We start from the raw sequence: 26189 nt of genomic DNA on the forward strand, positions 1-26189 counted from the left end.
AACTTATGGATGAGCTTAATAATAGGATAATAGACATCTATACAAGTCTTGCTGAAAGTGGAGTTAGATTTTATTATGAGGATGATATTAACCCTTTTAGCGAAATAAAAGAATTGAATTCTTGTAATGAAAAATACCTATGGTTCACGACTGATGGAGAAAATGAAGTTAAAGTATCCATAGAAGATTTCAGAGTATATCATTCAAAGGAAAACATTAATCTTTATGATTGGGTTGAAATAAGAGAATTTGATAGGCTTTTGGAAGAATTAAGTGAGAACTAGTAGAATCAAATGAAAAATAAACAACTAAGGTGTTAATTACTTAGTTGTTTATTATTTTTTTAAAATTTATAAATTGTGGATAAAATAAAGTAAATTTTCAGAAAAAAGGTTGATAATCTAAGATTTATCCACTTAGTGTTAATTATATTGTGGATAGAGTTGTGGAAAATGTTAATAATTACATTATTTTACAATGAAAAATATATAGCATTTATTGTGATTATAAAGTATTTTTTTAAAATAGTTAAAGTAAATTGTCTTTCTAGTATTTGGTAGAAGGTTAGTACAATTAATACTAGGAAGTTTTTATTATGGAATATACTTAGTATTACTAAACATGAAGAATATTAATATAAACATATTTTCATAAACATAAGGTATATTCAAAGGTTCATTATGAAAAAAAAATCATGAAAATATAAAAAAAATTTAATAAATCTATTGATTTATTAATAAAAAAAATATAGAATAATATTGTTTGTTTAGTAAATGTAAACTTAAGGTTTAGTATAATACATAAGATTGAGGTGGAATCGTGCAAATTGGAGAGAAGATAAAAAGTCTTAGAATCGAAAAACAGTTAACACAAGAAGAACTTGCAAACAGATGTGAATTATCCAAGGGGTTCATATCTCAAATTGAGAATGATCTCACATCTCCATCTATTGCAACACTTATGGATATTCTTCAGATACTAGGCACAAATTTAAATGAATTCTTTAGTGAGAAAATTAATGAAAGAGTTAAGTTTACAAATGATGATATGTTTGAAACTGAGGATGAAGATCTAAAGTATAGATTAAAGTGGCTCGTACCAGATGCTCAAAAAAATCAGATGGAGCCTATAATGCTCACATTAGAACCAAATGGAAAATACAAAGAAGAAACTCCTCATGAGGGAGAGGAATTTGGACTTGTGCTTCATGGTATTGTGAACCTGCATTTAGGAGATAAGGTATATAAAATACGTAAGGGAGAAAGCTTTTATTTTAAGCCAAAGTCTAATCATTATATTTCAAATACAGGAAAAACTGAGGCAACAGTAATATGGGTAAGTACACCACCGTCATTTTAAGTAGACAAATTTAATAAGGTGACACAAAAGTATAATTAGCATTATGTTATAAAAGAGGTGTTTATGTTGGGTGATAATATAATTGAAATTAAAGGTATATCTAAAACCTTTGAAGACAACAAAGTTTTAGACAATATAACTTTAGGGATAAAAAAGAATGAGTTTATAACATTACTTGGTCCAAGTGGCTGTGGTAAAACTACTACATTAAAAATTTTAGCAGGTTTTGAAACTTGCGATGAAGGTGAAGTTATATTTGAAGATAAGAAAATCAATGACTTACCTCCATATGAAAGACAGATTAATACAGTGTTTCAAAAATATGCACTATTTCCTCACATGAATGTATATGAAAACATAGCTTTTGGATTAAAAATAAAAAAACTTTCTAAAAGCGAAATTGATAAAAAAGTAAATGAAGTTTTAAAATTAGTAGATCTTAAGGGCTTTGAAAAAAGAAAAATTGAATCTCTAAGCGGTGGTCAGCAACAAAGAGTAGCTATAGCAAGAGCTATTGTTAATGAGCCAAAGGTATTACTTCTTGATGAGCCTTTAGGTGCTCTTGACTTAAAGCTTAGAAAAGAAATGCAAATAGAGCTTAAAAGAATACAAAAACAATTGGGAATTACTTTTGTATTTGTAACCCACGATCAAGAAGAAGCACTAACTATGTCTGATACTGTGGTAGTAATGAACAAGGGAGTGATTCAACAAATGGGTACTCCGGAAGATATATATAATGAACCTGAGAATAAGTTTGTAGCTAGGTTTATAGGAGAAAGTAATATTACAGACGGAATAATGTTAGAAGACTTTAAGGTTAAATTCTGTGGACGTATATTTGAATGTGTTGATAAAGGCTTTGATAAAGATGAATATATAGATGTGGTAATAAGACCAGAGGATATAAAAATAGTAAATAAAGAAGAAGGAAACTTAAAAGGGATAGTAAAATCTTCTGTATTTAAAGGAGTTCACTATGAATTAGAAGTAGAGGAAGAGAGTATGAACTTTATTCTTCATAATACTAAAAACTTTTCTATAGGTACAGAAATCGGAATGGATATTTATCCAGAAGACATTCACATAATGAAAAAGTCAGGAGAAGCGTAGAATGAAAAAGAAATCATATTTAGCTTATCCTTATGTATTGTGGAGTTCATTGTTTATAATAGTACCTCTTCTTCTAATAGTATTTTTTAGCTTTACAGAAAAAGTGAGCGGAAGCTACCAATTCTCTATAAATAATTTTAAAAGATTAATGGATCCTTTATATATAAAGGTATTTACTAGATCTATTAGCTTAGCCTTACAATCAACAATTTTATGTTTAGTAATGGGATATCCCATTGCGTATATGATATCAAGAAAACCAGAGAATAAACGTGGAATGCTTATAATGTTATTTATTCTTCCAATGTGGATGAATTTCTTGCTTAGAACCTATGCATGGCTTGCAATTCTAGGAAAGAATGGTTTGCTTAATAACTTACTTAATATCATTGGGTTAAACTCAGTAGATATACTATATACAAATGGTGCAGTGCTTCTTGGAATGGTGTATAACTTTCTTCCATTTATGGTACTACCAATATATACATCGCTATTAAAGATGGATCAAGATTTAGTTAATGCTGCTTATGATTTGGGAGCCGGAAAAATTACAGCTTTTATGAAGATAATTTTTCCTTTAAGTATACCAGGAGTTATCTCAGGAATAACTATGGTATTTATGCCAGCGGTATCTACCTTTGTAATCTCGCAACTTTTAGGTGGTGGAAAGCACATGCTCATAGGAAATTTAATTGAGCAGCAGTTTACTTCTGTTGGAGATTGGAACTTTGGTTCTGCAATATCTATTCTTATGATGATATTAATTTTATTAGCTATGGGATTAACCTCTAAGTTTTCAGATGATGATGAAAAAGGAGGAGGTAGAGTATTATGGTAAAAGCAAAAAAAATATTTTCAAATATATATTTGATTTTAATATTTATATTTTTATATGCTCCTATTTTTGCCCTAGCACTATTTTCTTTTAATGATTCAAAATCCATGGCAAGATGGCAAGGGTTTACTTTTAAGTGGTATCAGCAATTGTTTCATAATGATAGAATAATTTCAGCTTTAATAACCACTGTAGTAGTAGCAATATTGGCATCAGCAATAGCTACAGTCATAGGAACAATAAGTGCTATAGGGATAGATAGAATGAGGGGGCCTAAAAAGGCAATGCTTCTCAATATAAACTATCTACCTGTATTAAATCCTGATATAGTAACAGCAATAGGTCTTATGATACTTTTTATATTTTTTAATATGAAGTTAGGATTTTTAACTATGTTACTTGCACACATAACTTTTAATATACCATATGTAGTTTTATCTGTATTGCCAAAGTTAAAACAACTTCCAGACAATGTAGAAGAAGCTGCTATGGATTTAGGCGCAAAACCTATGTATACCCTTAGAAAGGTAATACTTCCACAGATAAAACCAGGTATAATTTCAGGATTTTTAATTGCTTTTACTATGTCTATAGATGACTTTATTATAAGCTTTTTTAACACTGGAAATGGAGTAACTAACTTATCAATCGAGGTTTATTCTATGGCAAAGAGAGGTATTAAACCAGAGATTAATGCACTGACTACATTAATGTTTATAACAGTATTAATACTATTATTATTATCTAACAGAAAGCAAGCAATGGTAGGGAAGGAGTAATAAGATGAAAAAATTAAAAAAAATTATAGCTCTAGTATGTACAGGGGTAATGGTGACAGCTATGCTTACAGGTTGTGGGACAAAATCCTCTAGTGATGTTTTAAATATTTATAACGTTGGGGATTATATAGATGAATCTCTAATAGAAAAGTTTGAAGAAGAAACTGGTATAAAGGTAGTATATGAAACCTACGATACCAATGAAATCATGTATCAAAAGATAAAGAGTGGTGGATCAAAATATGATTTAATAGTTCCATCAGATTATATGATTGAAAAGATGAAGGATGAGAAATTAATCCAGAAGATAGATTATTCTAATATTCCTAACTATAAAAATATAGATGAAAGCTTTAAAAAGCCTAGCTATGATGAAAATGATGAATATAGTGTACCTTATTTCTGGGGAACTTTTGGTATTCTTTATAACAAAAATATGGTAAGTGATCCTGTAGATAGTTGGGACATTTTATGGAATGAGAAATACTCTGGAGAAATCCTAATGCTTGATTCAGTTAGAGATACTATGGCTATTGCCTTAATGAAGTTAGGATATTCTCAAAATAGCATAAATGAAAAAGAACTAGATAAAGCTAAGGCTGAATTAATAGCTCAAAGACCTTTAGTTCGTGCTTATGTTAATGATGAAGGTAAAGATAGACTTTTAGGAGAAGAAGCTGCTATGGGAATAGTTTATTCTGGAGATGCAATAACTCTTATGGAACAAAATGAAAATCTAGATTATGGAATCCCTAAAACGGGTACCAATAAGTGGGTAGACGCATTATGCATACCAACAGATGCAGAAAATAAAGATTATGCAGAGAAATTTATAAACTTTATGTTAGAGCCGGGAAATGCTGTCCAAAACATAGATTATATAGGATATTCTACACCAAATAAAGCAGCTCTTGAAATGCTTTCACAAGATGTTAAATCTAATCCAGTAGCTTATCCAGATAAGACTCTTCTTGATAAATGTGAATCATTCATAGACCTTGGTGACAACATTAAGCTTTATGATGAAAGATGGATTGAAATAAAATCTAAATAGTATAAAAATAGTATAAAAATAGTAGCTAACCTATTTATGGTGAGCTACTATTTTTTATATCATAATGAAAATTCATTAAAATTTTTGTTAAATTTAATAGACTTTACACAAATATAATTTGATTAGGGAGGAATTTTTATGTATTGAATTCAATTTTATTGTATAATATATATATGAGAATATCTAAAATTAAAAAAATTAATTATAATAAATAATATAAATTAAGGAGGTAATATGCTTGAGTTAATGATTATATGTGGATTAGTATTACTAATTTGCATAACATCCAGTAAAGTATTATATAAGTTTGGTGTACCAATGTTACTTATATTCATCATTTTAGGAATGTTATTTGGCTCAGATGGTGTAGTAGGAATATATTTTGATAATTATGAGCTTACAAGAGAATTATGTTCCTTTGGGTTGGTATTTATAATGTTCTATGGTGGGTTTGGTACCAATTGGAAAGAAGCTAAACCTGTTGCAAGAGAATCCATTTTAATGTCTACATTTGGGGTAATAATCACATCAGGATTGACAGGATTATTCTGTTATTTTGTCCTTAAAACAAGTCTTTTAGAAGGGTTGCTAATAGGCTCCATAGTTGGGTCTACAGATGCAGCATCAGTATTTTCTATACTACGTTCACAGAAATTAAACTTAAAAGGAGAAATTGCATCTATACTAGAGGTTGAAAGTGGAAGTAATGACCCTATTGCATATATGCTAACATTAATAGTTTTAACATTAATGAATAATGGGGGTATCAGCTCAATAGTACCTACAGTAATTGGACAAATTATTTTTGGTATATTAATTGGGGTGATATTATCTAAGCTAACGGTCTATATAATGAGAAATGCAAATTTTGAAGTAGATGGATTTTATACAATATTCATAACGGCAATTGCCATTTTATCTTATGCATTAAGTGAATGGGTAGGCGGTAATGGATATTTAAGTGTTTATATAGCTGGTATTATCATTGGAAATAGCAAAATTCCACACAAGAGAAGCTTAGTTCATTTCTTTGATGGAGTATCGTGGATAATGCAAATTATGCTATTTTTTGTATTAGGTTTATTAGCATTTCCTTCTGAATTACCAAGTGTTATAGGGAGCTCTATATTAATATCAATATTTATGATAATAATTGCACGTCCAATCGCAACCTTTAGCGTTTTAAGTTGGTTTAAGATACCATTTAAACAACAGTTGTTTGTTTCTTGGGTAGGATTAAGAGGGGCAGCTTCAATTGTTTTTGCAATATATGCAATAACATCAGGGATACCATTAGAAAATGATATATTTCATATAATATTTTTTATAGCTTTATTATCAGTAGCTATTCAAGGCACATTAATCCCTAAAGTAGCTAGAAAGTTAGATTTAGTAGATGATACAAAAACAGTATTAAAAACATTTACCGACTATCAAGAAGATAGGTCTACAACATTAATAGAGTATAATGTTGACTCGAACAGTAGTTGGAAAGAAAAGACTATAATGGAAGCGGATATTCCAGAGGAGATACTTATTGTAATGATAAAAAGAGATAGTGAAATAATAGTTCCAAAAGGCTCTACACTAATTAATCAAGGTGATATATTAGTTTTAAGTGGAAATAATATAGAATATTTATTAGAAAAAAATGTTGGATCGTAGATTTTGTACAAAGTGGCTATAGAACTTATAGCCACTTTAGTTTTGAAATTTATATGAGGATTAATATAGTTATGAATTATTTTATTCTTAAATATTGTATTTTGAGTAAAATATTGCATATAAATAAATTAGCGTTATAATAGACTTATATACATTATTTTTAATTTAAGGAGGGAGTTAATTGGACAATTTAAAAGTTACTCCTTTAAGAGGAGAATATGAGAAGAATGGTGGAAAAATTGTAGAGTTTGCTGGGTATGAATTACCTACTCAATTTAAGGGAATTCTACATGAACATGAAACCGTAAGAGAAAGAGCAGGTTTGTTTGATGTTTCTCATATGGGTGAAGTGCTAGTAAAGGGAAAGGATGCTGAAAAATTTGTTAACTATCTTTTAACAAATGATGTGAAAACACTAAAAAATGGAGATGTCATATACAGTTTCATGTGTTATCCAAATGGTGGTGTTGTAGATGACTTACTAGTGTATAAATTTTCAGAAGATTATTATTATTTAGTTGTAAATGCAAGCAATAAAGAAAAAGACTTTAAATGGATGTTAGATAACAAAGATAATTTTGAGGTAACCATTGAAGATATTTCTGATAGTGTTGCTCAATTGGCACTTCAAGGGCCAAAAGCTCAAGAAGTATTACAAAAATTAACACAACTTAATTTATCAGATATAGGATTTTTCCAGTTTAAAGATGATATAGACATATGTAATAAAAAAGTTTTAATTTCAAGAACAGGATACACTGGTGAAGATGGCTTTGAAATATATGCAAAACCTGAGGATGTAGTAGTCTTATGGAGAGAAATACTTAAAGCTGGAGAAAATGAAGGTGTTGAACCTATTGGACTTGGCGCTAGAGATACACTAAGATTTGAAGCTACCCTTCCATTGTATGGGAATGAAATGGATGAAACTATAACTCCATTAGAAATGGGTTTTGGATTTTTTGTGAAACTTAATAAAGAAAATTTTATTGGTAAAAATGTTTTGATAAAACAAAAGGAAAATGGAGTAACCAGAAAATTAGTAGGATATGAATTGATAGATAGAGGTATAGGAAGACATGGCTATATAGTAATTAAGGATAATGAAGAAATAGGACATGTAACCACTGGATATATGTCTCCTACCTTAAACAAAACAATAGGATTTGCGTTAATTGATGCTAAGTACGCAGCATTAGGTACAGAAATTTTTATAAAAGTTAGAAATAAAGAATTAAAGGCAATGGTTGTCAATAAGAAGTTTTATAGTAAAAAAACTCAAAAATAAGGGGGATTAATCATGTTAGTATTGGAAAATTTATTGTATACAAAGAATCATGAATGGATAAGAGTAGAGGAAGATAAAGCTTATATAGGAGTTACAGATTGTGCACAAAAATTATTAGGTGATATAGTTTTTGTAGATTTACCATCAGAAGGTGATGAGTTTTCTAAGGGAGAAGCTTTTTCAACAATTGAATCTGTTAAAGCTGCTGAAGATATTTTCATGCCTGCAAGTGGTAATGTACTACAAGTTAATGAAGAGTTAACTGATAATCCTATTCTAGTAAATGAAAATGCATATGACGCTTGGATGATTTGTGTAGAATTATCAAATAAAGATGATTTAAAAGATTTATTAAAAGCTGAAGAGTATGAAGAATTATGTAAAGACCTATGTAAAGAAGGTGAATAATATGTTTCCTTATATTCCTATTACAGAAAGAGAAAAAAAACAAATGCTTGATTTTATTTCTGTAAAATCAATAGAGGATTTATTTAAAGATATTCCGGATAATTTAAAATTAAATAGAGAATTAAACATTGATAAAGGTTTATCTGAGTTAGAAGTTGAGAAAATAATGACTAACTTAGCTAATAAAAATAAATCTATAGAAGATTTTATTTGTTTTTTAGGTGCAGGCATGTATGATCATTATGTTCCTTCTATATGTAAACATTTAACTGGAAGAACAGAATTTTATACAGCTTATACTCCATATCAACCTGAAATTAGCCAAGGAACTTTACAAGCAGTTTTTGAGTATCAAACTATGATTTGTAACTTAACAGGTATGGAAGTTTCAAACTCATCTATGTATGATGGGGCTACAGCAGCAGTAGAAGCTTCTGTAATGGCTATAGAAAATACAAAGCGAAATACCATAATAGTTTCTAAAACAGTACATCCGGACACAAGACAAGTTTTAAAAACTTATCTAAAATATAAAGGGTACGATTTATTAGAAGTTGATGAAAGTAATGGAGTTACAGATATTGAGAAGGTAAAATCATTATTAAATAAAGATGTAGCAGGAGTTATTATACAAAGTCCAAACTTCTTTGGAATTATAGAAGAGGTAGAGGAATTAGAGAAGGATATCCATTTAAATAAATCTTTACTTATTATGAGTGTGGATCCATTATCTTTAGGTGTTTTAAAAAGCCCTGGTGAACTAGGGGCAGATATAGCTATAGGGGATGGTCAAAGTCTTGGTGCTAATATTAACTTTGGAGGACCGGGTCTAGGATTTCTAAATACTACTAAAAAGCTTATGAGAAAAATGCCAGGTAGAATTGTTGGAGAAACTGACGACAGTCATGGTAATAAAGGATATGTATTAACACTTCAAGCAAGAGAACAACATATAAGAAGAGAAAAAGCTACCTCTAATATATGTTCTGATCAAACATTGATGGCAATAGGTGCTGCTGTATATATGGCTACAATAGGAAAAGAAGGTATAAAAGAAATAGGAGCTCAATGCATCAAAAAGTCTCACTATGCTTTTAATCAATTAATAGAGAGTGGTAAATATAAGCCACTATTCAATAAACCATTTTTTAAAGAGTTTGCAGTGAAATCTGATACTTGCTTATGTGAAATAAATAACAAATTACTAGATAATAATATTTTAGGTGGATATATTTTAGAAGAAGATTACCCTCAATATAAGAATTCTATGTTACTTTGTGTAACAGAAAAAAGATCGAAGGATGAAATAGACAAATTAGTTAAAGTGATGGAGGAGATATAATGAAAAGTTATAATAAAGTTATCTTTGAACTATCATGTGAGGGTAAAGTAGGTTATACGCTTCCACAAATAGATGTGGAGGATATAAATATAGAGTCTGTTATACCTAAAAATATGTTAAGAGAAGAGGATGCATATCTTCCACAAGTAAGTGAAGTTGATGTAGTTAGACATTACACTGCTCTTTCTAATAAAAACTATTGTGTAGATAAGGGGTTCTATCCTCTAGGTTCTTGTACTATGAAATATAATCCTAAAATTAATGAAGATGTGGCTATGTTTTCTGGTTTTAGTAAAATTCATCCTAAAGAATCAGCAGAAAATGTACAAGGTGCATTAGAACTTATCCACGACCTTTCCTTAAAGTTATGTGAAATTACAGGTATGGATGATTTTACATTGCAACCCGCTGCTGGAGCTCATGGTGAATTCACAGGACTTTTATTAATAAAAGCATATCATGAAAGTAGAAATGATTTTAAACGTAAAAAAATAATAGTTCCTGACTCAGCTCATGGTACAAATCCTGCAAGTGCAAAAGTGGCAGGTTTTGAAATAGTTGAAATTAAATCTGATAAGGATGGATTGGTTTCAATAGAAGAACTAAAAAAAGTTTTAAATGATGAAATAGCGGGACTGATGCTTACAAATCCAAATACTTTAGGTTTGTTTGAGAAAAATATAGAGGATATAAGTAAGTTGGTTCATGAAGCAGGCGGACTTTTATACTATGATGGAGCAAACTTAAATGCTATTATGGGAAAAGCTCGTCCTGGTGATATGGGATTTGATGTGTGTCATTTAAATCTTCATAAAACATTTTCAACACCACATGGTGGTGGTGGTCCAGGAGCAGGTCCAGTAGGCGTATGTGGTAAACTTTCTAAGTTTCTTCCGGTTCCAATTATAAAAAAGGAAGAAGAGAAGTTTGTATTTGATTATGATAGACCTGATTCTATTGGAAAAGTAAGAAGTTTTTATGGGAATTTTGGAGTGTTAGTTAGAGCCTATACCTATATACTAACTATGGGAAGTGAAGGACTGAAAGCTGCTTCAGAGAATGCTGTATTAAATGCAAATTATATAAAAGAAGCTTTGAAAGATTATTATAAGGTAGCTATAGATGAGGTATGTAAGCATGAAGTTATCTTTGCTGGTTTAAAAGATAACCCAAATCATATATCAACTTTAGATGTAGCTAAAAGATTGATTGACTATGGTGTACATCCACCAACAGTTTATTTTCCTCTAATAGTTGAAGATGCTCTTATGATAGAACCAACTGAAAGTGAAAGCTTAGAGTCCATCAATGAGTTTGTTGAAGTTATGAAGATAATAGCTATAGAAGCTAAGGAGAATCCAGAAGTTTTACATGAAGCTCCTCAAAATGCTTTAGTAAGAAGGTTAGATCAAGTTAAAGCAGCAAGAACACCAATCTTAAAGTGGAGTAAGTAACTTTTTAAGAATTAAAATTTATAGGCATTAATATAATAATGTCAAAGATTATATTAATGCCTTTTTATAAATATTTGTTAAAGTTTTAACTAAAATAAGCTTGCATATAAAGTTAATATAGTAATTCATACAGAACATATTAATACGAGGAGTGTAGTTATGAAAGATATAATTGTAATAGGCGGAGGACCTGGTGGTTATGTGGCTGCCATTAGAGCAGCGCAATTAGGAGCAAAAGTGTGCCTTATAGAAAAAGAAAATTTAGGTGGGACATGTTTAAATTATGGGTGTATTCCAACTAAAACCATATATAGAACTGCAGAACTTTTTAATAACTTAAGTCATATTGAAGACTTTGGTATTAAAGCAAATAATTTTGAAATAGATGTAGATAAAATTCAAGAAAGAAAAGGAAGCATTATAAAAACCTTAGTAACTGGAATAGAAGCTCTTTTAAAGGGAAATAATGTAGAACTTATAAGGGGTAAAGCTACATTAATTGATAAAAATACTGTAACAGTATGCAGTGAAGAAGAAATAACTATTAAAGGAAAAAATATAATTATAGCTACTGGATCTCAAGCTGAAATCCCATCCATTGAAGGAATATATGATAGTAAACATATTATAACAAGCACTGAACTTTTAGATTTTAATCATATACCAAAATCCTTAGTAGTTATAGGTGGTGGAGTAATTGGAATGGAGTTTGCCAGCATTTTTAATGCTATGGGAAGTAAAGTTACAGTGATAGTTGCGAGAAATTCTATACTATACGATATAGATAAAGATATTTCAAAGAGATATTCAGCTATGGCAAAAAAGTCTGGAATAGAGATTCTTACTTCAACTAAAGTTATAAGTTTTAGAGAGACTGAAGAAATAATTATACAATGTCAGGGTAAGAAAGGTGACTTTGAAGTAAGAGGGGAAAAAGTACTTCTTGCAAAGGGAAGAAAACCTAATTTTGAAGGTATTGATGTAGATAGATTAGGAATAAACACATATAAAAAAGGCATAGTGGTTGACGAAAATTATGAAACTTCTTTAAAGGGTGTATATGCTGTTGGAGATGTTAATGGGATTTCACTTCTTGCTCATGCAGCTTCTCACCAAGGTGTGGAAACTGTGGAACATATATTATTAAATAAACCTTGTCATAAAGCAGTGATTCCTTCTTGTATTTTTACTTTCCCTGAAATAGCAGTAGTAGGAATTACAGAAGAAGAAGCTAAAGAAAAGGGAATAAACTATAAAAAAAATAAATTTATGTTTGGTGCCAATGGAAAAGCTTTAGCTTTAGGTGAAGGTGAAGGTTTGGTAAAAGTTATAAGTGATGAAAACAATGTGATTTTAGGTGTGCACATTCTTGGACCCCATGGGTCAGATTTAATACTAGAAGGCACTATCATGGTTGAAAAGGAAATGACGGTGTCAGAGCTGAAAGAAGTGGTTCATAGTCATCCAACGTTAGGTGAGGCACTACATGAAGCTGTCTTAGGATTAAATAAAGAAGCTATACACAGTATAAGTAGGTAACTACTATTTTTAAAATATGCATTATATTATATTCAAAATAAAAAGGAGAAAAAATGAGATATATTGATAATAATTGCACAGATCCTTATTTCAATTTAGCTCTAGAGGAGTATTTATTAAGAGAAAAGAATGGTGAATATTTTGTACTTTGGAGAGATGAACCTTGTATAGTAGTTGGAAAAAATCAAAATACTTTATCAGAGATTAATGAGGAATACATTAAAAAGCATGATATAAAAGTTGTAAGGAGACAAAGTGGAGGTGGAGCTGTTTTTCATGACCTTGGGAATTTAAACTTTACATTTATAGTTGAGGATGATGGAAAAAAATTCAATGATTTTAAGACCTTTGTTATTCCAATCATAGGTGTATTAAATGAATTAGGAGTAAAGGCAGAGTTTTCAGGGAGAAATGATCTTTTAATAGATGGTAAAAAGTTTTCTGGAAATGCTCAATGTAAATATAAAAATAGAGTAATGCATCATGGGACTTTATTATTTTCTTCTGACATAGTTAACTTAAGTGATGCTTTAATTTCTAAACCCATAAAATTTTCAGATAAAGCAGTTAAATCTGTATCTAGTAGAATTACAAATATTAGTGAACATTTACAGGAATCCTTTAGTGTTATAGATTTTAAAAATAAAATATTCGAGTATATCGGTAGAGAAGAAAAAGATAAGGTTATAACTACTTTAGATAATGAGGAAATTGAAGAGATTAAAAATCTAGTTAAAACTAAATATGAAACTTGGCAGTGGAATTTTGGACAGTCGCCCAAATATAATTTTTATAATGAGAAAAAATTATCTGCTGGTACTATAGAATTAAGTATTGATGTTGAAAAGGGTATAATGAAGCACATAAGAATTTTTGGAGATTTCTTTGGAGAAGGAAATATTGAAGATATTGAAAAAGCTCTTATAGGTAAAAAGCATAATACTGAAGAAATTCATAGAGTAATAGATAATATTAATATAAAGAATTATTTTGGAAATGTAAGTAAACAAGAGCTTTTAAGCTTATTTTTTGTATAAGATTATTTAAATTAGGCGATAGAATTTAATTACAGTATATACAAAGGAAATATAGGGACACAAAAAACACATTTAAGGTAAGATAAACTATATAAAAATATTTACTAATATTTGTTATTTAGGGTATAATTAAATTAATTTTATAAAGGGAGTGATGGTAATGGGATTATTTAGTAGTGTAATAGGAAATGCGTCAGAGGTGGATATCAATAAAATCAAGGAAGACTATATGAAATTATTAGGTTCTAATGAACAAATAGAAAAAGCATACAAGTTAGTAAGAGATATGATTATATTTACAAATAAAAGATTAATTATTATTGATAAGCAAGGGGTTACTGGTAAAAAAGTAGAGTATCATTCAATACCATATAGAGCAATTACTAATTTCAAAGTGGAAACATCAGGACATTTTGATTTAGATGCAGAACTTAAAATATTTGTTTCAGGGATGAGCATGCCTATAGAAAAGACCTTTAGCAGTAGTTGTAACATTTATGAAGTACAATCAATATTAGCAGAATATTGTAGCAGATAGTATAAACATAAGAGTGCATGATAATGAGTATTAGAAGCTAAGATTAAAATTAAAGAAAAAATAGTTTGCATATGTAAAAGTGGATTCTTGGTGAATCCACTTTTACATCCATTGTTAAGATAAATATATAAACTTTATATTGCTAGTTATGAATTAATATTATCTATTTTTCAACTATACTCTTAAGCTCCATAAGATTGGAAATCTCATATGTAGGGTTTATAGCACTTTTGTTTATAATCTTATTAGAATTAAACCAGCAGGTATCTATACCAAAATTTATTCCCCCTTGTATATCTGAAGTTAAGCTATCGCCTACCATTAATACTTTGGTTTTATCAGTATGATTTATATTTTTTAAAGTATGTTCAAATATTCTAGGATCTGGCTTAGATACTTCAATTTCATCAGATACTACTATATCATCAAAGTATCCTCCTATGACAGATTTTCTTATTCTATTATCTTGTACATCCTTAAGACCGTTAGTGATTATAATAAGCCTATAATTTTTATGTAGACTTTCTATAAGAGCTATACTATCATCATATAAAAATGATGCACTGGATAAATGTTTTACATATGATTTTGCAAAATTAACTTCATCAAATTTAGCATTTAATTTATATAATAGTCTTCTAAATCTTTCAATATTCAAATCACTCTGAATGATAAGTCCATCTTCAAACTCTTTCCATATAATTGTATTTATATCCTTATATACTTTTAAATGATAATTTTCATCATAATCTATGCCAAACTCAATCATAGTATTTTTAAGAGCGTATCTCTCAGATTTTTTAAAATCAAATAAAGTTTCATCTGCATCAAAAATTATAACTTCGTAATTCATAATAAACCTCCATCTATACTTTACATCCTCTATTGCATAAGTTACCATATTGATGTATATATCTATAGGACATATGTCATGATAAGGAGAATTTATGAAAAAAATATTGAATCAGCAACTCTTAAACAAGTATTTTACTAAGTATAATATAGAAAATCTATTTGATGAGGATATAATAAACTATGCTCAACTCCATTTTTATGAAAAAGATGAAATTATATTAGAAGCGGAGGATGAACTTGAATATTACTATTTGCTTGTAGATGGGAAAATTAAAATATCATATCTTTTTGAAAATGGTAAATCAATGCTATTAAAGTTTTATAAAGACTTTAATACTATAGGAGATTTAGAGTTTTTAAAAAATAAGCCCATACAATGTAATGTTGAAGCTATAGAAAATACTTTTTTAATTGCCATACCATCAACTATACTTAGAGCAAATTATATTGATAATGTGAACTTTTTACATCATTTAGTAGGTTCTTTAAGTGAAAAACTTCATGAAACCATTAATAATAGTTCATATAACTTTGTATATCCTCTTGTAAATAGGCTAGCTAGCTACCTAGTTGAGCATTTAGAAGATGATAGAAATTATATTCTTTTAAACTCATCATTTAAAGAGATTGCTGAATTTTTAGGAACAACTTATAGGCATTTAGTGAGAACATTTAAAGAGCTTGAATCAAAATCAATTATAAAATGTGATAATAAAAAAATATATATATTAGATGAGGATAGACTTAATGAGTTATCTAAAAATGTGTATATGAAATCCCTTTAGATATAGAAGCAATACGTCTAAATGTAGAAGAAGCATTCATAAGATAAAATTATTTATAATATATATAACATAGATAAATAATTAAGGGGGCTATTATGAGTTATACTACTGAAAGACAACCACAAGGTATTGCCAAAAGTGCAGAAGGATTTTTAAGAGAAGGGCTTGTTGCAGAAGTTGTAGCAATAAATGATTATAGTCATTTTATAACAATTACAGAAAATAAAGAACTTAAGGAACTATTTCACCATATTATGGAAGATGAAAAGAGACATTATGCAATGTTTTTAAATGCTCTAAGATGTATTGATCCAGAGCAAGCTGCTTTAGAAGAAGAAGCTAGGGAACATGTAAATATATTATCTAAGGAAAAGTATAAAGATTATACTAATAAATATGATAAGGATGTTAATCTACTTGTAACTATTAGAGAGGGAATAAAGGGAGAGTTAGAGGCTATTTTGCTTTATGAACAATTTGTTAGAAACTTAGATAACAGTACTTTAGTTAAAATAATAAATGAAATAACTAGAGATGAAAAGGAACATGTGGAAGAATTAACTAGAGCTTTAGTTATTTTAGATAAAGATAATTATGGAACATTATAAGAAAGTATAAAATAATCTGTGTAAACCCAATAAGAAGAATATGATTATTCTTATATAATTTGGGGAGCACAGATTATATTTTTAATGTAATAGAGACTTTAAGTGTACTGAGTTAATTCCTCAAAAATATCAATACCTCTGTCGTCATATAAGAAAAACACAGTTCCTGTTTCAAGGTCTATGATGTAAACAGAACAATCAAGCTCTGTGTTATCCCCTAAATCAGAGGTAATTATTTTACGAAAAAGTGTTTCAATATCAATTTTATTGGTTTTCCATATATATCTTATACCATGAAAGGTTTCTTCTTCGTCAGTCCAATGAAAGGGAATGGTTTGGTTTTCGGCCGCTGCAAGGCATGACTCAACAAATTCTTTTTCGTTCTTTACCGCACGATTGTATTTATCTTCATAAATAACGGCTAAATTATTAGTAAAATGTTTCTGTATATAGAGCTTTATGGCAAGCTGAGAGCAAGTATCAATATATTCCGTTCTTGCATTTAGAGCATCATCATAGGGATTATCACACTCTAATGGAAACCCTTTACAGAAGTGGGTAGTTAATAATGATTGGTTTAACAATTGGTTTCTAAACATTCCAATTGCTTCATACGTATGATGTGACCATTCGCTCCAAAAGGCAAAATATCCATCTCTTTCATAAGGTTCGTCTGGTAAAATTTTAGGTGAACACTGGTTATAAAACTTCTCAACAGCCCTAGAAAATCGTAAAACCTCATTTCGATATTTTAGCAATGAAACCGTGTAAGTGGTTCCTTCTTCCGTTTGGATAACAACCACATCTGTCTTGTGCGTAACAGAATAATCAATACCATTATCGCATCCAATTATTGTTACTTCACTCAAAGTGTCAGATGCAAATAAACTGTTACCACAACAAGGAAGCATCTGTTCATAAGGAGTAATCGCATGATCATGTGTTAAGGTTCTAAGCATCTGTAGTGCAGAAGCACTTGTACAGCATGAGTAATTTAACCGTGTATCTCCGATTGTGACTGTAACATCTCCGTGTAGGCATAAATCTTTTGGAGCGTCTTCAGAATCATCAATCCAGCAGAGATTTGACCAAGAAATTACAAATGGTGTGTCTTTCATTATCATAAGCCATCCTCCTAAAAAAGAGTTTCTAATGTAGTGTCATGGAATATATGCATAAACTGTTGATTGCAGAACACAGCATTTTCAATTAGGGATTCTATGCTATCAAATGCCTGCTCATCCTCGGATATCCACAAAGAAACCGTCTTGGCAGAGCCGTTTTTTGAAATAAAGCATTTTATCTCCTTGTATGAAAACTCAAGCTCACGCCCTGCATTTATCAAATATAACAATGCAGCTAAGGAATGATACTGAAACAACTCATTTGCTAGGTTATCATACAAGTTTTCGGACATATCCTCAAGTACATATTTTCCTTTTGTGCCATCAGCATTAATATAAAATCCATCAATGATTTCATTGATACCTCCACCAAATGACCAGTTGTTGGATTCAATAAAACCAATAAATTTATTGAAAAATTCATCTTCAGATAGATTCATTGGCACTTCTACGCAGCCTTGTATCTCAAACTCTTTGCTCAAAATAATCACCACCTATCATATAAATTCAATTTATAAGCGTAAATCTCATCAACTACCTTTTAGTAAATATTTGCATGGTTGTATTTTTTATCATTTTACCATGACCAGACAAATACATCAACGGCTTAAATATGAGCAGCAAAGAAGAAGAAATTGTAAAGAAACAAGAATAATGCTATGATTATATAAAACCTTAAAAATTGATAAATATAAGAATGAATAATTAACATGAAAGAACATAATTGGGAGCGATATTATGAATATAAAAATAGAAAAAAACTGTGATAATGTAGATTGGAGCTTGATACCAGAAATATTAAAGCTGGGAGGTATGGGGTATTTTGATGAAGCAACCCATAAGAAAGCCTTTGAAAACAGCTATATTGCTATATTTGTATATGATAATGATAATCTTATTGGATTTGGAAGAGCATTATCAGATGGAGTTTATCAAGGTGCAATTTATGATGTAGCCATATTGCCACAGTATCAAGGTAAAGGAATAGGAAAGTTAATTGTAAGCACTATACTTGAGTCATTGCCAGGATGCAATGTGATTTTATATGCTGCTATGGGAAAAGAAGGATTCTATAATAGCTTTAATTTTAGAAAGATGAAAACTGGTATGGCTTTATTTAATAATGCTGAAAATATGAAAGAAAAGGGATTTATTGAATAGAAAACTTTATAAAAAATATTATTATAAACCCTTTAATAATTTATAGATGAATATTATAATATTTAGAGAGACTAAATTATATGACTATTATAATTATTTAGATATTTTAAAAATTAATTACTTTTATATCTAAGATTAAAGAATAATAGGAATATAAAATTTATATTATCGGGAGGGCGAAAAATGATAACAGTAAACAAAGAAAAGGTTCTAAATACAGCAAAAGAAATATTGCTTATTGATAGCCCAAGTGGATTTTGTTATGACGTTATGGACAAAATCCAATCAATGACAGAAGAACTAGGTTATGCTTTTGAAAAGACTGTTAAAGGCTGTGGAGTTATAACTGTTCCAGGAAAAAGTAGTGATAAAGTAATAGGGTTATCTGCACATGTAGATACATTAGGAGCTATGGTAAGATCTATTTCTAGCGAAGGTACTTTAAAGTTTACTTTAATTGGAGGACCAATAGTTCCTACTTTAGATGCTGAATATTGTAAGGTTAGAACTAGAGAAGGAAAAATATATAATGGAACATTCCTAAGTACAAGTCCAGCAGCTCACGTATTTGAAGATGCAAAATCTAAAGCTCGTGATCCAAAGAATATGGAAGTAAGACTTGATGAAGTTGTAAAATCTAAAGAAGATGTAGAAAAACTAGGAATATGCCCTGGAGATTTTATATTTATAGATCCTAAAACTACTATAACAGAAAGTGGATTTTTGAAATCTAGATTTATAGATGATAAAGGTAGCGTTGCATGTTTAATGAATCTTCTTCATATATTAAGTAGCGAAAAGATAGTTCCTACCTATACTACTAAAGTATTTATATCTGTTTATGAAGAAGTTGGACATGGTTCAGCTTATATACCATCAGATATAACAGAAATGATAGCTGTAGATATGGGATGTATTGGAGAAGATTTATCTTGTACAGAATATGATGTTTCTATCTGTGCTAAGGATTCTAATGGGCCATATGATTTTAATATGACTACAGACCTAGTAAATCTTGCTAAAAGCAACGAAATAAAATATGCTGTAGACATTTATCCAATGTATGGTTCAGATGTTGGAGCAGCACTTAGTGGTGGAAATAATATTAAAGGTGCACTAATAGGACCTGGAGTTCATGCTTCCCATGGAATGGAAAGAACTCACTACACAGCTTTAGAAGGAACAATAAAATTATTATATGCTTACTTAACAAGATAGTTATTAAGACTCAATTTATCATTAGATATGGTAGGTTGAGTCTTATTTCTACAAGAAATTTTCCCCATGATTAAAGATATTGAAAAATCTATAACAACATATAAGCAAAGTATAATTAGGTTTACATATAATTCAATATTAAGTATAATTTAGATATATTATGGATATGAATTTTACGATAAAAAGGGGGAGACATATTGAATTATAAAATAAAAAAAGAAATTATTATTACCCTTGCCTTTGTGATAGGATTTATCCTTTTAATAGGAGGAATGTACATATCATTGCCAGCTAATGAGAAAAGCTATATAGGCAAAAATTCTTCTAATATAGATTTCACTAATTATGAGGATTATTCTGCATTAGAAATTTTTGATGATAGTGTAAAGGATAAAAAGATAGTTTTGACTAATGAAGAAATTGGAATAAAGGAGAATGCGCAAATTCAATATAAATTTATATCTTACTTAATGGATACATGGAAGTTAAAATATTTTTTAGTTGATGTAGGGTATGCAGAAGCTGCAATTATAAATGAATACTTACAGACTGGAGATGAATCCTTATTAGAATCATATAATAATAGTTCTATGGGATATGCATTTATTGGAGATTCAAAGCAGGAAATGCTAAAAAAATTATACCTAAAAAATAGCCAACTTCCCGATAATAAAAAATTAAATATAATGGGAATAGGAATAAATGAGTCCGTTCAATCTGTTGACTTATATTTTAAAAGGATAATTAGTAGAAATCCTGATTTAACAGATAAGCAGATAGAAAATATAAATAATATTTTGGAAAACTTAAAAAGTGAAGAGATTATAACAAATATAAGTAATGATGAGGAATTAGAAAAAAGAAATGAAATAATTTTAAAGCATATTGATAATTTTTATAGTGATATTAATGCCAATGAAGAAGAATATAAAGAAGCTTTAAATGATGATTTAAATAACATAAAAATTGTTTTAGATAATATAAGAAATTTGCAAGAAATTATGAAAACATATCATCAAGATGATTCAAATAATACAAATGGAAATGAAAAGTATTCTCAATATTTATATGATAATTTGAATAGTTTCTATAAAGATATGAATATGAAAAGATGTTATATCCATGTATACCAGATATATAGCTATCAACATAAAATTTTAGATGTAGATTTTTTAGGAGCAAAAATTGCAAAGGATAAGAAATTTAAGGATAAGGTTTTAGGGATTAATGTTATATACCAAAAAGGTAAATTTAATTTTGATAATACACATATGCAAATAAATGCAGCAAGAGAAGATTTAAATACGCTCCTCGAAGAAATAAAGTTAGATAAAGAGGATATGGTAATAGATTTAAACAACTCAAGAAGTCCATATAAAAGAAAATTTACTCCTATATATTTTCCATTTCCAGATGATATCTTATATTCACAAGAAGATGTAGCTGGGGAAGAAGTTGGAGGAATTATAGGGAAAAAACCAGGGGTAACTACTGATTATTTTCAAGGAGTAATTATTATAAAGAATCCTTCTATAGACGAAACTTATTATAATAGATTATATAATAATCAATAAATAATTGGTTTATTCAAGTCACTGCAATAAATGGCTTGAATTTATTATAATAAAGTATTATTCTAAAGATGGAATACTAAATTTAAATTTTCATAAAAATAAATGTAAAGGTTTAAAAATCTAACGGAAAAGATAAAACAATCTAATCTGAAAGAAAACTATAAAACCAGAACCATAGTTATTGTTATATATTATGGGTCTAGCTTTCTTTCTATATTAAGATGGCTAGACTTTTATTTTAGGTTAAGTATATTATAAAATTATATTGTAAAGGGGAAAATTATGATAAGAGATTTAATAGATAAGTTAGCTTTAACTAATAATTTATCTTCAGAGGAGTTATTGTACATATTAGATAATTTGGATGAAGAAAGTAAAAAATATTTAATAGAAAAAGCTCATGAAACTAGGATGAAAGTATATGGAGATAAAGTATATATAAGAGGTCTCATTGAATTCACTAATTACTGTAGCATGAATTGTGTTTATTGTGGAATTAGAGCAGAAAATAAAAATGCTGATAGATATAGACTTACTCTAGAAGAGATATTAGAATGTGCAGACCTAGGAGATGAACTAGGATATAAAACTTTTGTATTACAAGGAGGGGAAGATCCATATTATACAGATGAAAGATTAGTACAGGTTATTAAAGCTATAAAACAAAGATATCTTGAAAATGCTATAACAATTTCTTTAGGAGAGAGAAGTTATGAATCCTATAAGAAACTTTATGATGCAGGTGCAGATAGATACTTATTAAGACACGAAACTGCTACAAAAGAACTTTATGATAGATTTCATCCAGGTGCTACCTTTGAGAATAGAAGACAATGCCTATACAACCTAAAGGAAATAGGATATCAAATAGGGGCAGGATTTATGGTGGGGTTACCTGGACAAGAAAATAAGGATTTAGTTAATGACTTAAGATTTATAAAAGAACTATCTCCTCATATGTGTGGATTGGGTCCTTTTATACCCCATAAGGACACAGTATTAAAGGATTGTAAATCAGGAACTTTAGAAAAAACTATTACTATGCTAGCTTTAGTAAGACTTTTAGTCCCAAATATTTTATTACCTGCTACTACAGCACTAGGTAGTATTAATCCTTTGGGAAGGGAGATGGGAATTAAAGCTGGAGCAAATGTTGTTATGCCTAACCTATCACCAAGAAGTGTGAGAGAGAAATATTCTCTTTATGATGGAAAGATATGCACTGGAGATGAAGCAGCAGAATGTAGATATTGTATTGAAAATAGAATAAAAAGTGCAGGATTCCAGTTAGATATTACTAGAGGAGATAATTTAGACTGGATACGTAAGCAATAGATTAGAAGGAGAGAGAGAATGAATACTACACCTAATTCTAATAGAACGCATATAGCTATATATGGTAAAACTAATGTAGGAAAATCATCATTATTAAATAAAATTCTTAAACAAGAAATTTCTATAGTTTCAGATGTAAGAGGAACTACTACAGACCCAGTTTCAAAGGCAATGGAGTTAATTCCAATTGGTCCAGTTCTATTTATTGATACAGCAGGACTTTGGGATGATACCAAGCTTGGAGCTGTAAGGAGTGAGAAAACTCTTGAAATAGTTAAGAGGACAGATTTAGCTCTATATGTTATGGATTCTGATGATATAGACATAAAAGCTTACGAAGAAGTAAAGTTAAATTTTAAAAAGTATAATGTGCCACATATCCTTGTCATTAATAAGATAGATGTTTTAAATAATAATAAAATAATAGATTTGAAAAATGAGTTTTCTGAAGGTGTATTTGTATCTTCCATAACTGGTGAAGGAATTGAAACTTTAAAGGGAAAAATTATAGCTATGGTACAAGAGAATCAAGAGGAACTTCCCATAATAGGTGATTTATTACCTTATAATAGTAAGGTTGTTCTTGTAGTACCTATAGATTCAGAAGCACCGAAAGGAAGGTTAATATTACCTCAGGTTCAATGCATAAGAGATTGTTTAGATTATGGAATAAAAAGTTATGTAGTAAGAGATACAGAATTGGAATCTGCTCTGGTAGATATTAAGGATATAGACTTAGTAATAACAGATTCCCAAGCTTTTAAGAAGGTAGATAAAATAGTTCCATCTAATATTAAATTAACTAGTTTCTCTATGCTCTTTGCAAGACATAAAGGAGACCTATCTGTATTTGTAGAGGGGGCTAATAAAATCAAAGACCTTAATGAAAATTCACGAATACTTATATCAGAAAGCTGCTCTCATAATGTGTCTCATGAAGATATAGGAAAAGTTAAGATTCCAAAGCTTTTAAATAAGCATGTAGGATTTGATCTTAATTATGAATATAGAGTTGGTCATGATTTCCCAGAGGACATTGAAAAATATGATTTGATAATTCATTGTGGAGCATGTATGATAAATAGAAAAACTGTTATTAACAGAATAAATCAGTGCAAAGATAAGAAGGTTTCTATAACTAACTATGGAGTTATACTTGCATATTTAACAGGTATTTTAGATCGAACCTTATCAATTTATAAAATGTAAATTATTCCATATAGAATATAAATTTGACAATTCAAATAGCAAGGTATAAAATATCTATGGGTGTAAAGCTTATTTTGCACCCATAAATAATAGCATAAGCATTAGGCTTCAGAGGACGATAATCTTCCCCTGAGGCTATGTTCGTTGCCACGATACTCTACTTTAGTACTTAGTGGTAGAAATAAGTATTAAAATAGAATATTGTTGAGTGACTAAAGCTAAAGTAAAGGATGGAGAAAAGATGTCACCAAAGATTTTTACTCTTATTAAAGAGAAAAAGATTACTAAAGAGCAAGTAATGAAGGATGTTATGGCTGGAATTATAGTAGCTATAATAGCATTACCACTTTCAATTGCACTAGGTATATCTTCTGGAGTATCTCCGGAAAAAGGCCTCATCACTGCTATAGTTGCTGGATTTATAATTTCTTTTTTAGGTGGAAGTAGAGTGCAAATAGGAGGTCCCACCGGAGCTTTTGTAGTTATAGTTTATACTATAGTACAAATGTATGGTATTAATGGTCTTATAATAGCAACCCTTATGGCTGGAATTATGCTTGTTATAATGGGAGTATTAAAATTAGGAGATCTTATAAAGTATGTTCCACATACTATAACTGTAGGTTTTACTAGTGGGATAGCCATAACTTTATTATCTACACAAGTTAAAGATTTTTTAGGACTTAATATTAAAAATGTACCAGCAGAGTTTATACCTAAGTGGCAAAGCTACTTTTCTAATATGGGCACTTTAAATATTACTGCACTTTTAGTTGGAATTGGATGTATACTGATAATGGTGTTTTGGCCAAAGGTAAATAAAACTATTCCGGGTTCCGTTATAGCACTTATTGTATCTACTCTAGCAGTTCAGTTATTTAATTTACCAGTAGAAACAATAGGTAGTAGATATGCACAAATATCATCTAGTATACCAGTGCCTTCAATTCCCATGTTTGAAATAGAAACAATAAAAGTTTTATTTAAGCCAGCTATGACTATTGCAATATTAGCAGCTATAGAATCATTACTATCAGCAGTTGTAGCTGATGGAATGATAGATGATAGTCATGATTCAAATATGGAGCTCATTGCTCAAGGTATTGGAAATATAGGTTCAGCTTTATTTGGAGGAATTCCAGCTACAGGAGCCATTGCAAGAACAGCAGCTAATGTTAAAAATGGTGGTAGAAGTCCAATTTCAGGAATGGTACATGCTATAACCTTATTATTAATAATGCTATTATTTATGCCTTTAGCTAAAATGATACCTATGACAACTTTGGCAGCAGTATTAATTGTAGTTTCTTATAATATGGGTGAGTGGTCAACCTTTAAATCCCTTCTTAAAGCACCAAAAAGTGATATTATAATTTTACTTTTAACTTTTATATTTACTATAGTATTTGATTTAGTAGTAGCTATAGAGATAGGAATGATTCTAGCTATGTTCTTATGGATAAGAAGATTAGCTGAAACTACAGATATTAAAAAAGTTCAAGGAATAAAAAGCAAAAGAAATAAAGATGGAGAAGTAATACAGATTGATAATAATAAAATTTTAATATATGAAGTAAACGGACCTTTCTTCTTTGGAGTAGTTCAAGATTTTATTAAGATGATAAGTAAAATTGAGACTGCAGCAGAAGTATTATTATTAGACATGAGGCATACTCAAGCATTAGATGCCAGTGCAATTTCAGCGCTAGAAAGGTTACACAATCATTGTAATAAGCACAATATAAAACTGATAATATCCAATCTACAACTACAACCTAAAAAAGCACTTACTAAAATGGAGTTTGTAAAATCCTTAGGTGAAGAAGCGGTGTTTAATACGAGAGAAGAAGGATTAAAGGCTGCACATGAGTATATAAATATAGAAGGAAAGCTTTTGGGATAAAATTAA

General features: G+C 29.5%; 25 protein-coding genes. 22 read left to right on the forward strand and 3 right to left on the reverse strand.

Translation table 11 applies throughout. The annotated features are described in order from the left end of the window. The first annotated feature begins 5 nt into the window (after positions 1-5). From B3Z56_RS06825 to B3Z56_RS06890, 14 genes are all read left to right on the forward strand, one after another. Positions 6-284 (forward strand): hypothetical protein, encoded by a 279-nt coding sequence (locus tag B3Z56_RS06825; protein WP_346847363.1) that lies wholly within the window; start codon positions 6-8, stop codon positions 282-284. 535 nt (positions 285-819) lie between these two features. Further along, positions 820-1359, forward strand: coding sequence for a helix-turn-helix domain-containing protein (locus tag B3Z56_RS06830; protein WP_035130168.1), 540 nt, complete (start codon positions 820-822; stop codon positions 1357-1359). Between the two features lie 63 nt (positions 1360-1422). Continuing rightward, a complete protein-coding gene (gene potA, locus B3Z56_RS06835; RefSeq protein ID WP_346877266.1) occupies positions 1423-2472 on the forward strand; it encodes a spermidine/putrescine ABC transporter ATP-binding protein in 1050 nt (349 codons plus the stop codon). 1 nt (position 2473) lies between these two features. Next, positions 2474-3310 (forward strand): ABC transporter permease, encoded by an 837-nt coding sequence (locus tag B3Z56_RS06840; RefSeq protein ID WP_035130173.1) that lies wholly within the window; start codon positions 2474-2476, stop codon positions 3308-3310. Beyond that, complete coding sequence (locus B3Z56_RS06845; RefSeq protein WP_346847365.1) at positions 3304-4086, forward strand: ABC transporter permease; 783 nt, start codon at positions 3304-3306, stop codon at positions 4084-4086. Before B3Z56_RS06840 ends, B3Z56_RS06845 begins: the two co-directional genes overlap by 7 nt. 4 nt (positions 4087-4090) lie before the next feature. Next, entirely contained in the window at positions 4091-5140 is a 1050-nt protein-coding gene (locus tag B3Z56_RS06850) for an ABC transporter substrate-binding protein (protein WP_346878509.1), read from the forward strand. A gap of 234 nt (positions 5141-5374) precedes the next feature. After that, complete coding sequence (locus B3Z56_RS06855; RefSeq protein ID WP_346847367.1) at positions 5375-6805, forward strand: potassium/proton antiporter; 1431 nt, start codon at positions 5375-5377, stop codon at positions 6803-6805. 181 nt (positions 6806-6986) lie between these two features. Beyond that, positions 6987-8093 carry a glycine cleavage system aminomethyltransferase GcvT gene (gene gcvT, locus B3Z56_RS06860; protein ID WP_346847368.1) on the forward strand — a complete coding sequence of 369 codons (1107 nt, stop codon included), beginning with the start codon at positions 6987-6989 and terminating at the stop codon, positions 8091-8093. A gap of 12 nt (positions 8094-8105) precedes the next feature. Beyond that, on the forward strand, positions 8106-8501 hold the full coding sequence (gene gcvH / locus B3Z56_RS06865; RefSeq protein WP_346878510.1) for a glycine cleavage system protein GcvH: 396 nt from the start codon (positions 8106-8108) through the stop codon (positions 8499-8501). Between the two features lies 1 nt (position 8502). Further along, positions 8503-9843 carry an aminomethyl-transferring glycine dehydrogenase subunit GcvPA gene (gcvPA, locus tag B3Z56_RS06870; protein ID WP_346847369.1) on the forward strand — a complete coding sequence of 447 codons (1341 nt, stop codon included), beginning with the start codon at positions 8503-8505 and terminating at the stop codon, positions 9841-9843. Then, on the forward strand, positions 9843-11297 hold the full coding sequence (gene gcvPB, locus B3Z56_RS06875) for an aminomethyl-transferring glycine dehydrogenase subunit GcvPB (protein WP_346877267.1): 1455 nt from the start codon (positions 9843-9845) through the stop codon (positions 11295-11297). The genes gcvPA and gcvPB overlap by 1 nt, the downstream gene beginning before the upstream one ends. A 159-nt stretch (positions 11298-11456) precedes the next feature. After that, a complete protein-coding gene (lpdA, locus tag B3Z56_RS06880) occupies positions 11457-12836 on the forward strand; it encodes a dihydrolipoyl dehydrogenase (RefSeq protein WP_346878511.1) in 1380 nt (459 codons plus the stop codon). A gap of 53 nt (positions 12837-12889) precedes the next feature. Next, a complete protein-coding gene (locus B3Z56_RS06885; RefSeq protein ID WP_346847372.1) occupies positions 12890-13873 on the forward strand; it encodes a lipoate--protein ligase in 984 nt (327 codons plus the stop codon). 160 nt (positions 13874-14033) lie between these two features. Next, the gene (locus B3Z56_RS06890) at positions 14034-14411 is read left to right on the forward strand and encodes a PH domain-containing protein (RefSeq protein WP_346847373.1); all 378 of its coding nucleotides are present in this window, start codon (positions 14034-14036) and stop codon (positions 14409-14411) included. A 163-nt stretch (positions 14412-14574) separates the two neighbouring features. On the opposite strand, the gene B3Z56_RS06895 is transcribed toward B3Z56_RS06890, so the two are convergent. Further along, positions 14575-15264 carry a YjjG family noncanonical pyrimidine nucleotidase gene (locus B3Z56_RS06895; RefSeq protein ID WP_346847374.1) on the reverse strand — a complete coding sequence of 230 codons (690 nt, stop codon included), beginning with the start codon at positions 15262-15264 and terminating at the stop codon, positions 14575-14577. Between the two features lie 94 nt (positions 15265-15358). Here B3Z56_RS06895 and B3Z56_RS06900 point away from each other — a divergent pair, with 94 nt between their 5' ends. After that, on the forward strand, positions 15359-16051 hold the full coding sequence (locus B3Z56_RS06900; RefSeq protein ID WP_346847375.1) for a Crp/Fnr family transcriptional regulator: 693 nt from the start codon (positions 15359-15361) through the stop codon (positions 16049-16051). A gap of 95 nt (positions 16052-16146) precedes the next feature. Beyond that, complete coding sequence (locus tag B3Z56_RS06905; protein WP_346847376.1) at positions 16147-16659, forward strand: ferritin-like domain-containing protein; 513 nt, start codon at positions 16147-16149, stop codon at positions 16657-16659. 98 nt (positions 16660-16757) lie between these two features. Here the strand turns inward: B3Z56_RS06905 and B3Z56_RS06910 are convergent, their stop codons facing one another. Together B3Z56_RS06910 and B3Z56_RS06915 are read right to left on the reverse strand one after the other, a co-directional pair. Further along, the gene (locus B3Z56_RS06910) at positions 16758-17783 is read right to left on the reverse strand and encodes a DUF3885 domain-containing protein (protein WP_346878512.1); all 1026 of its coding nucleotides are present in this window, start codon (positions 17781-17783) and stop codon (positions 16758-16760) included. 11 nt (positions 17784-17794) lie between these two features. Beyond that, positions 17795-18265, reverse strand: coding sequence for a hypothetical protein (locus B3Z56_RS06915; RefSeq protein ID WP_346877276.1), 471 nt, complete (start codon positions 18263-18265; stop codon positions 17795-17797). Between the two features lie 256 nt (positions 18266-18521). On the opposite strand from B3Z56_RS06915, the gene B3Z56_RS06920 reads away from it, so the two are divergent. The 6 genes from B3Z56_RS06920 to B3Z56_RS06945 all read left to right on the forward strand — a co-directional run bounded on the left by B3Z56_RS06920 (position 18522) and on the right by B3Z56_RS06945 (position 26183). Then, a complete protein-coding gene (locus tag B3Z56_RS06920; protein WP_346847379.1) occupies positions 18522-18944 on the forward strand; it encodes a GNAT family N-acetyltransferase in 423 nt (140 codons plus the stop codon). Between the two features lie 183 nt (positions 18945-19127). Beyond that, the gene (locus B3Z56_RS06925; RefSeq protein WP_346847380.1) at positions 19128-20162 is read left to right on the forward strand and encodes a M42 family metallopeptidase; all 1035 of its coding nucleotides are present in this window, start codon (positions 19128-19130) and stop codon (positions 20160-20162) included. Positions 20163-20359: 197 nt separating this feature from the next. Next, positions 20360-21736 carry a hypothetical protein gene (locus B3Z56_RS06930; protein WP_346878513.1) on the forward strand — a complete coding sequence of 459 codons (1377 nt, stop codon included), beginning with the start codon at positions 20360-20362 and terminating at the stop codon, positions 21734-21736. Positions 21737-22018: 282 nt separating this feature from the next. Further along, positions 22019-23071, forward strand: coding sequence for a [FeFe] hydrogenase H-cluster radical SAM maturase HydE (gene hydE, locus B3Z56_RS06935; RefSeq protein WP_346878514.1), 1053 nt, complete (start codon positions 22019-22021; stop codon positions 23069-23071). Between the two features lie 18 nt (positions 23072-23089). Continuing rightward, a complete protein-coding gene (gene hydF / locus B3Z56_RS06940) occupies positions 23090-24280 on the forward strand; it encodes a [FeFe] hydrogenase H-cluster maturation GTPase HydF (protein WP_346877280.1) in 1191 nt (396 codons plus the stop codon). 241 nt (positions 24281-24521) lie between these two features. Continuing rightward, on the forward strand, positions 24522-26183 hold the full coding sequence (locus B3Z56_RS06945) for a SulP family inorganic anion transporter (protein ID WP_346847433.1): 1662 nt from the start codon (positions 24522-24524) through the stop codon (positions 26181-26183). Positions 26184-26189: the final 6 nt, after the last annotated feature.

This window comes from Clostridium sp. UBA7791, from assembly GCF_002480755.1.
GTDB classification, from domain to species: domain Bacteria; phylum Bacillota; class Clostridia; order Clostridiales; family Clostridiaceae; genus Clostridium_J; species Clostridium_J sulfidigenes.

Bases quoted from the DNA above. Each gene is read 5' to 3' on its own strand.
- lpdA (WP_346878511.1), top strand. From the start codon at position 11,457: ATGAAAGATATAATTGTAATAGGCGGAGGACCTGGTGGTTATGTGGCT.
- gcvH (WP_346878510.1), top strand. From the start codon at position 8,106: ATGTTAGTATTGGAAAATTTATTGTATACAAAGAATCATGAATGGATA.
- gcvPA (WP_346847369.1), top strand. From the start codon at position 8,503: ATGTTTCCTTATATTCCTATTACAGAAAGAGAAAAAAAACAAATGCTT.
- potA (WP_346877266.1), top strand. From the start codon at position 1,423: ATGTTGGGTGATAATATAATTGAAATTAAAGGTATATCTAAAACCTTT.
- B3Z56_RS06890 (WP_346847373.1), top strand. From the start codon at position 14,034: ATGGGATTATTTAGTAGTGTAATAGGAAATGCGTCAGAGGTGGATATC.
- gcvPB (WP_346877267.1), top strand. From the start codon at position 9,843: ATGAAAAGTTATAATAAAGTTATCTTTGAACTATCATGTGAGGGTAAA.
- B3Z56_RS06850 (WP_346878509.1), top strand. From the start codon at position 4,091: ATGAAAAAATTAAAAAAAATTATAGCTCTAGTATGTACAGGGGTAATG.
- B3Z56_RS06925 (WP_346847380.1), top strand. From the start codon at position 19,128: ATGATAACAGTAAACAAAGAAAAGGTTCTAAATACAGCAAAAGAAATA.
- B3Z56_RS06825 (WP_346847363.1), top strand. From the start codon at position 6: ATGGATGAGCTTAATAATAGGATAATAGACATCTATACAAGTCTTGCT.
- B3Z56_RS06855 (WP_346847367.1), top strand. From the start codon at position 5,375: ATGCTTGAGTTAATGATTATATGTGGATTAGTATTACTAATTTGCATA.
- B3Z56_RS06905 (WP_346847376.1), top strand. From the start codon at position 16,147: ATGAGTTATACTACTGAAAGACAACCACAAGGTATTGCCAAAAGTGCA.
- hydF (WP_346877280.1), top strand. From the start codon at position 23,090: ATGAATACTACACCTAATTCTAATAGAACGCATATAGCTATATATGGT.
- B3Z56_RS06895 (WP_346847374.1), bottom strand. From the start codon at position 15,264: ATGAATTACGAAGTTATAATTTTTGATGCAGATGAAACTTTATTTGAT.
- B3Z56_RS06900 (WP_346847375.1), top strand. From the start codon at position 15,359: ATGAAAAAAATATTGAATCAGCAACTCTTAAACAAGTATTTTACTAAG.
- B3Z56_RS06920 (WP_346847379.1), top strand. From the start codon at position 18,522: ATGAATATAAAAATAGAAAAAAACTGTGATAATGTAGATTGGAGCTTG.
- B3Z56_RS06910 (WP_346878512.1), bottom strand. From the start codon at position 17,783: ATGATAATGAAAGACACACCATTTGTAATTTCTTGGTCAAATCTCTGC.
- B3Z56_RS06845 (WP_346847365.1), top strand. From the start codon at position 3,304: ATGGTAAAAGCAAAAAAAATATTTTCAAATATATATTTGATTTTAATA.
- B3Z56_RS06945 (WP_346847433.1), top strand. From the start codon at position 24,522: ATGTCACCAAAGATTTTTACTCTTATTAAAGAGAAAAAGATTACTAAA.
- B3Z56_RS06885 (WP_346847372.1), top strand. From the start codon at position 12,890: ATGAGATATATTGATAATAATTGCACAGATCCTTATTTCAATTTAGCT.
- B3Z56_RS06840 (WP_035130173.1), top strand. From the start codon at position 2,474: ATGAAAAAGAAATCATATTTAGCTTATCCTTATGTATTGTGGAGTTCA.
- hydE (WP_346878514.1), top strand. From the start codon at position 22,019: ATGATAAGAGATTTAATAGATAAGTTAGCTTTAACTAATAATTTATCT.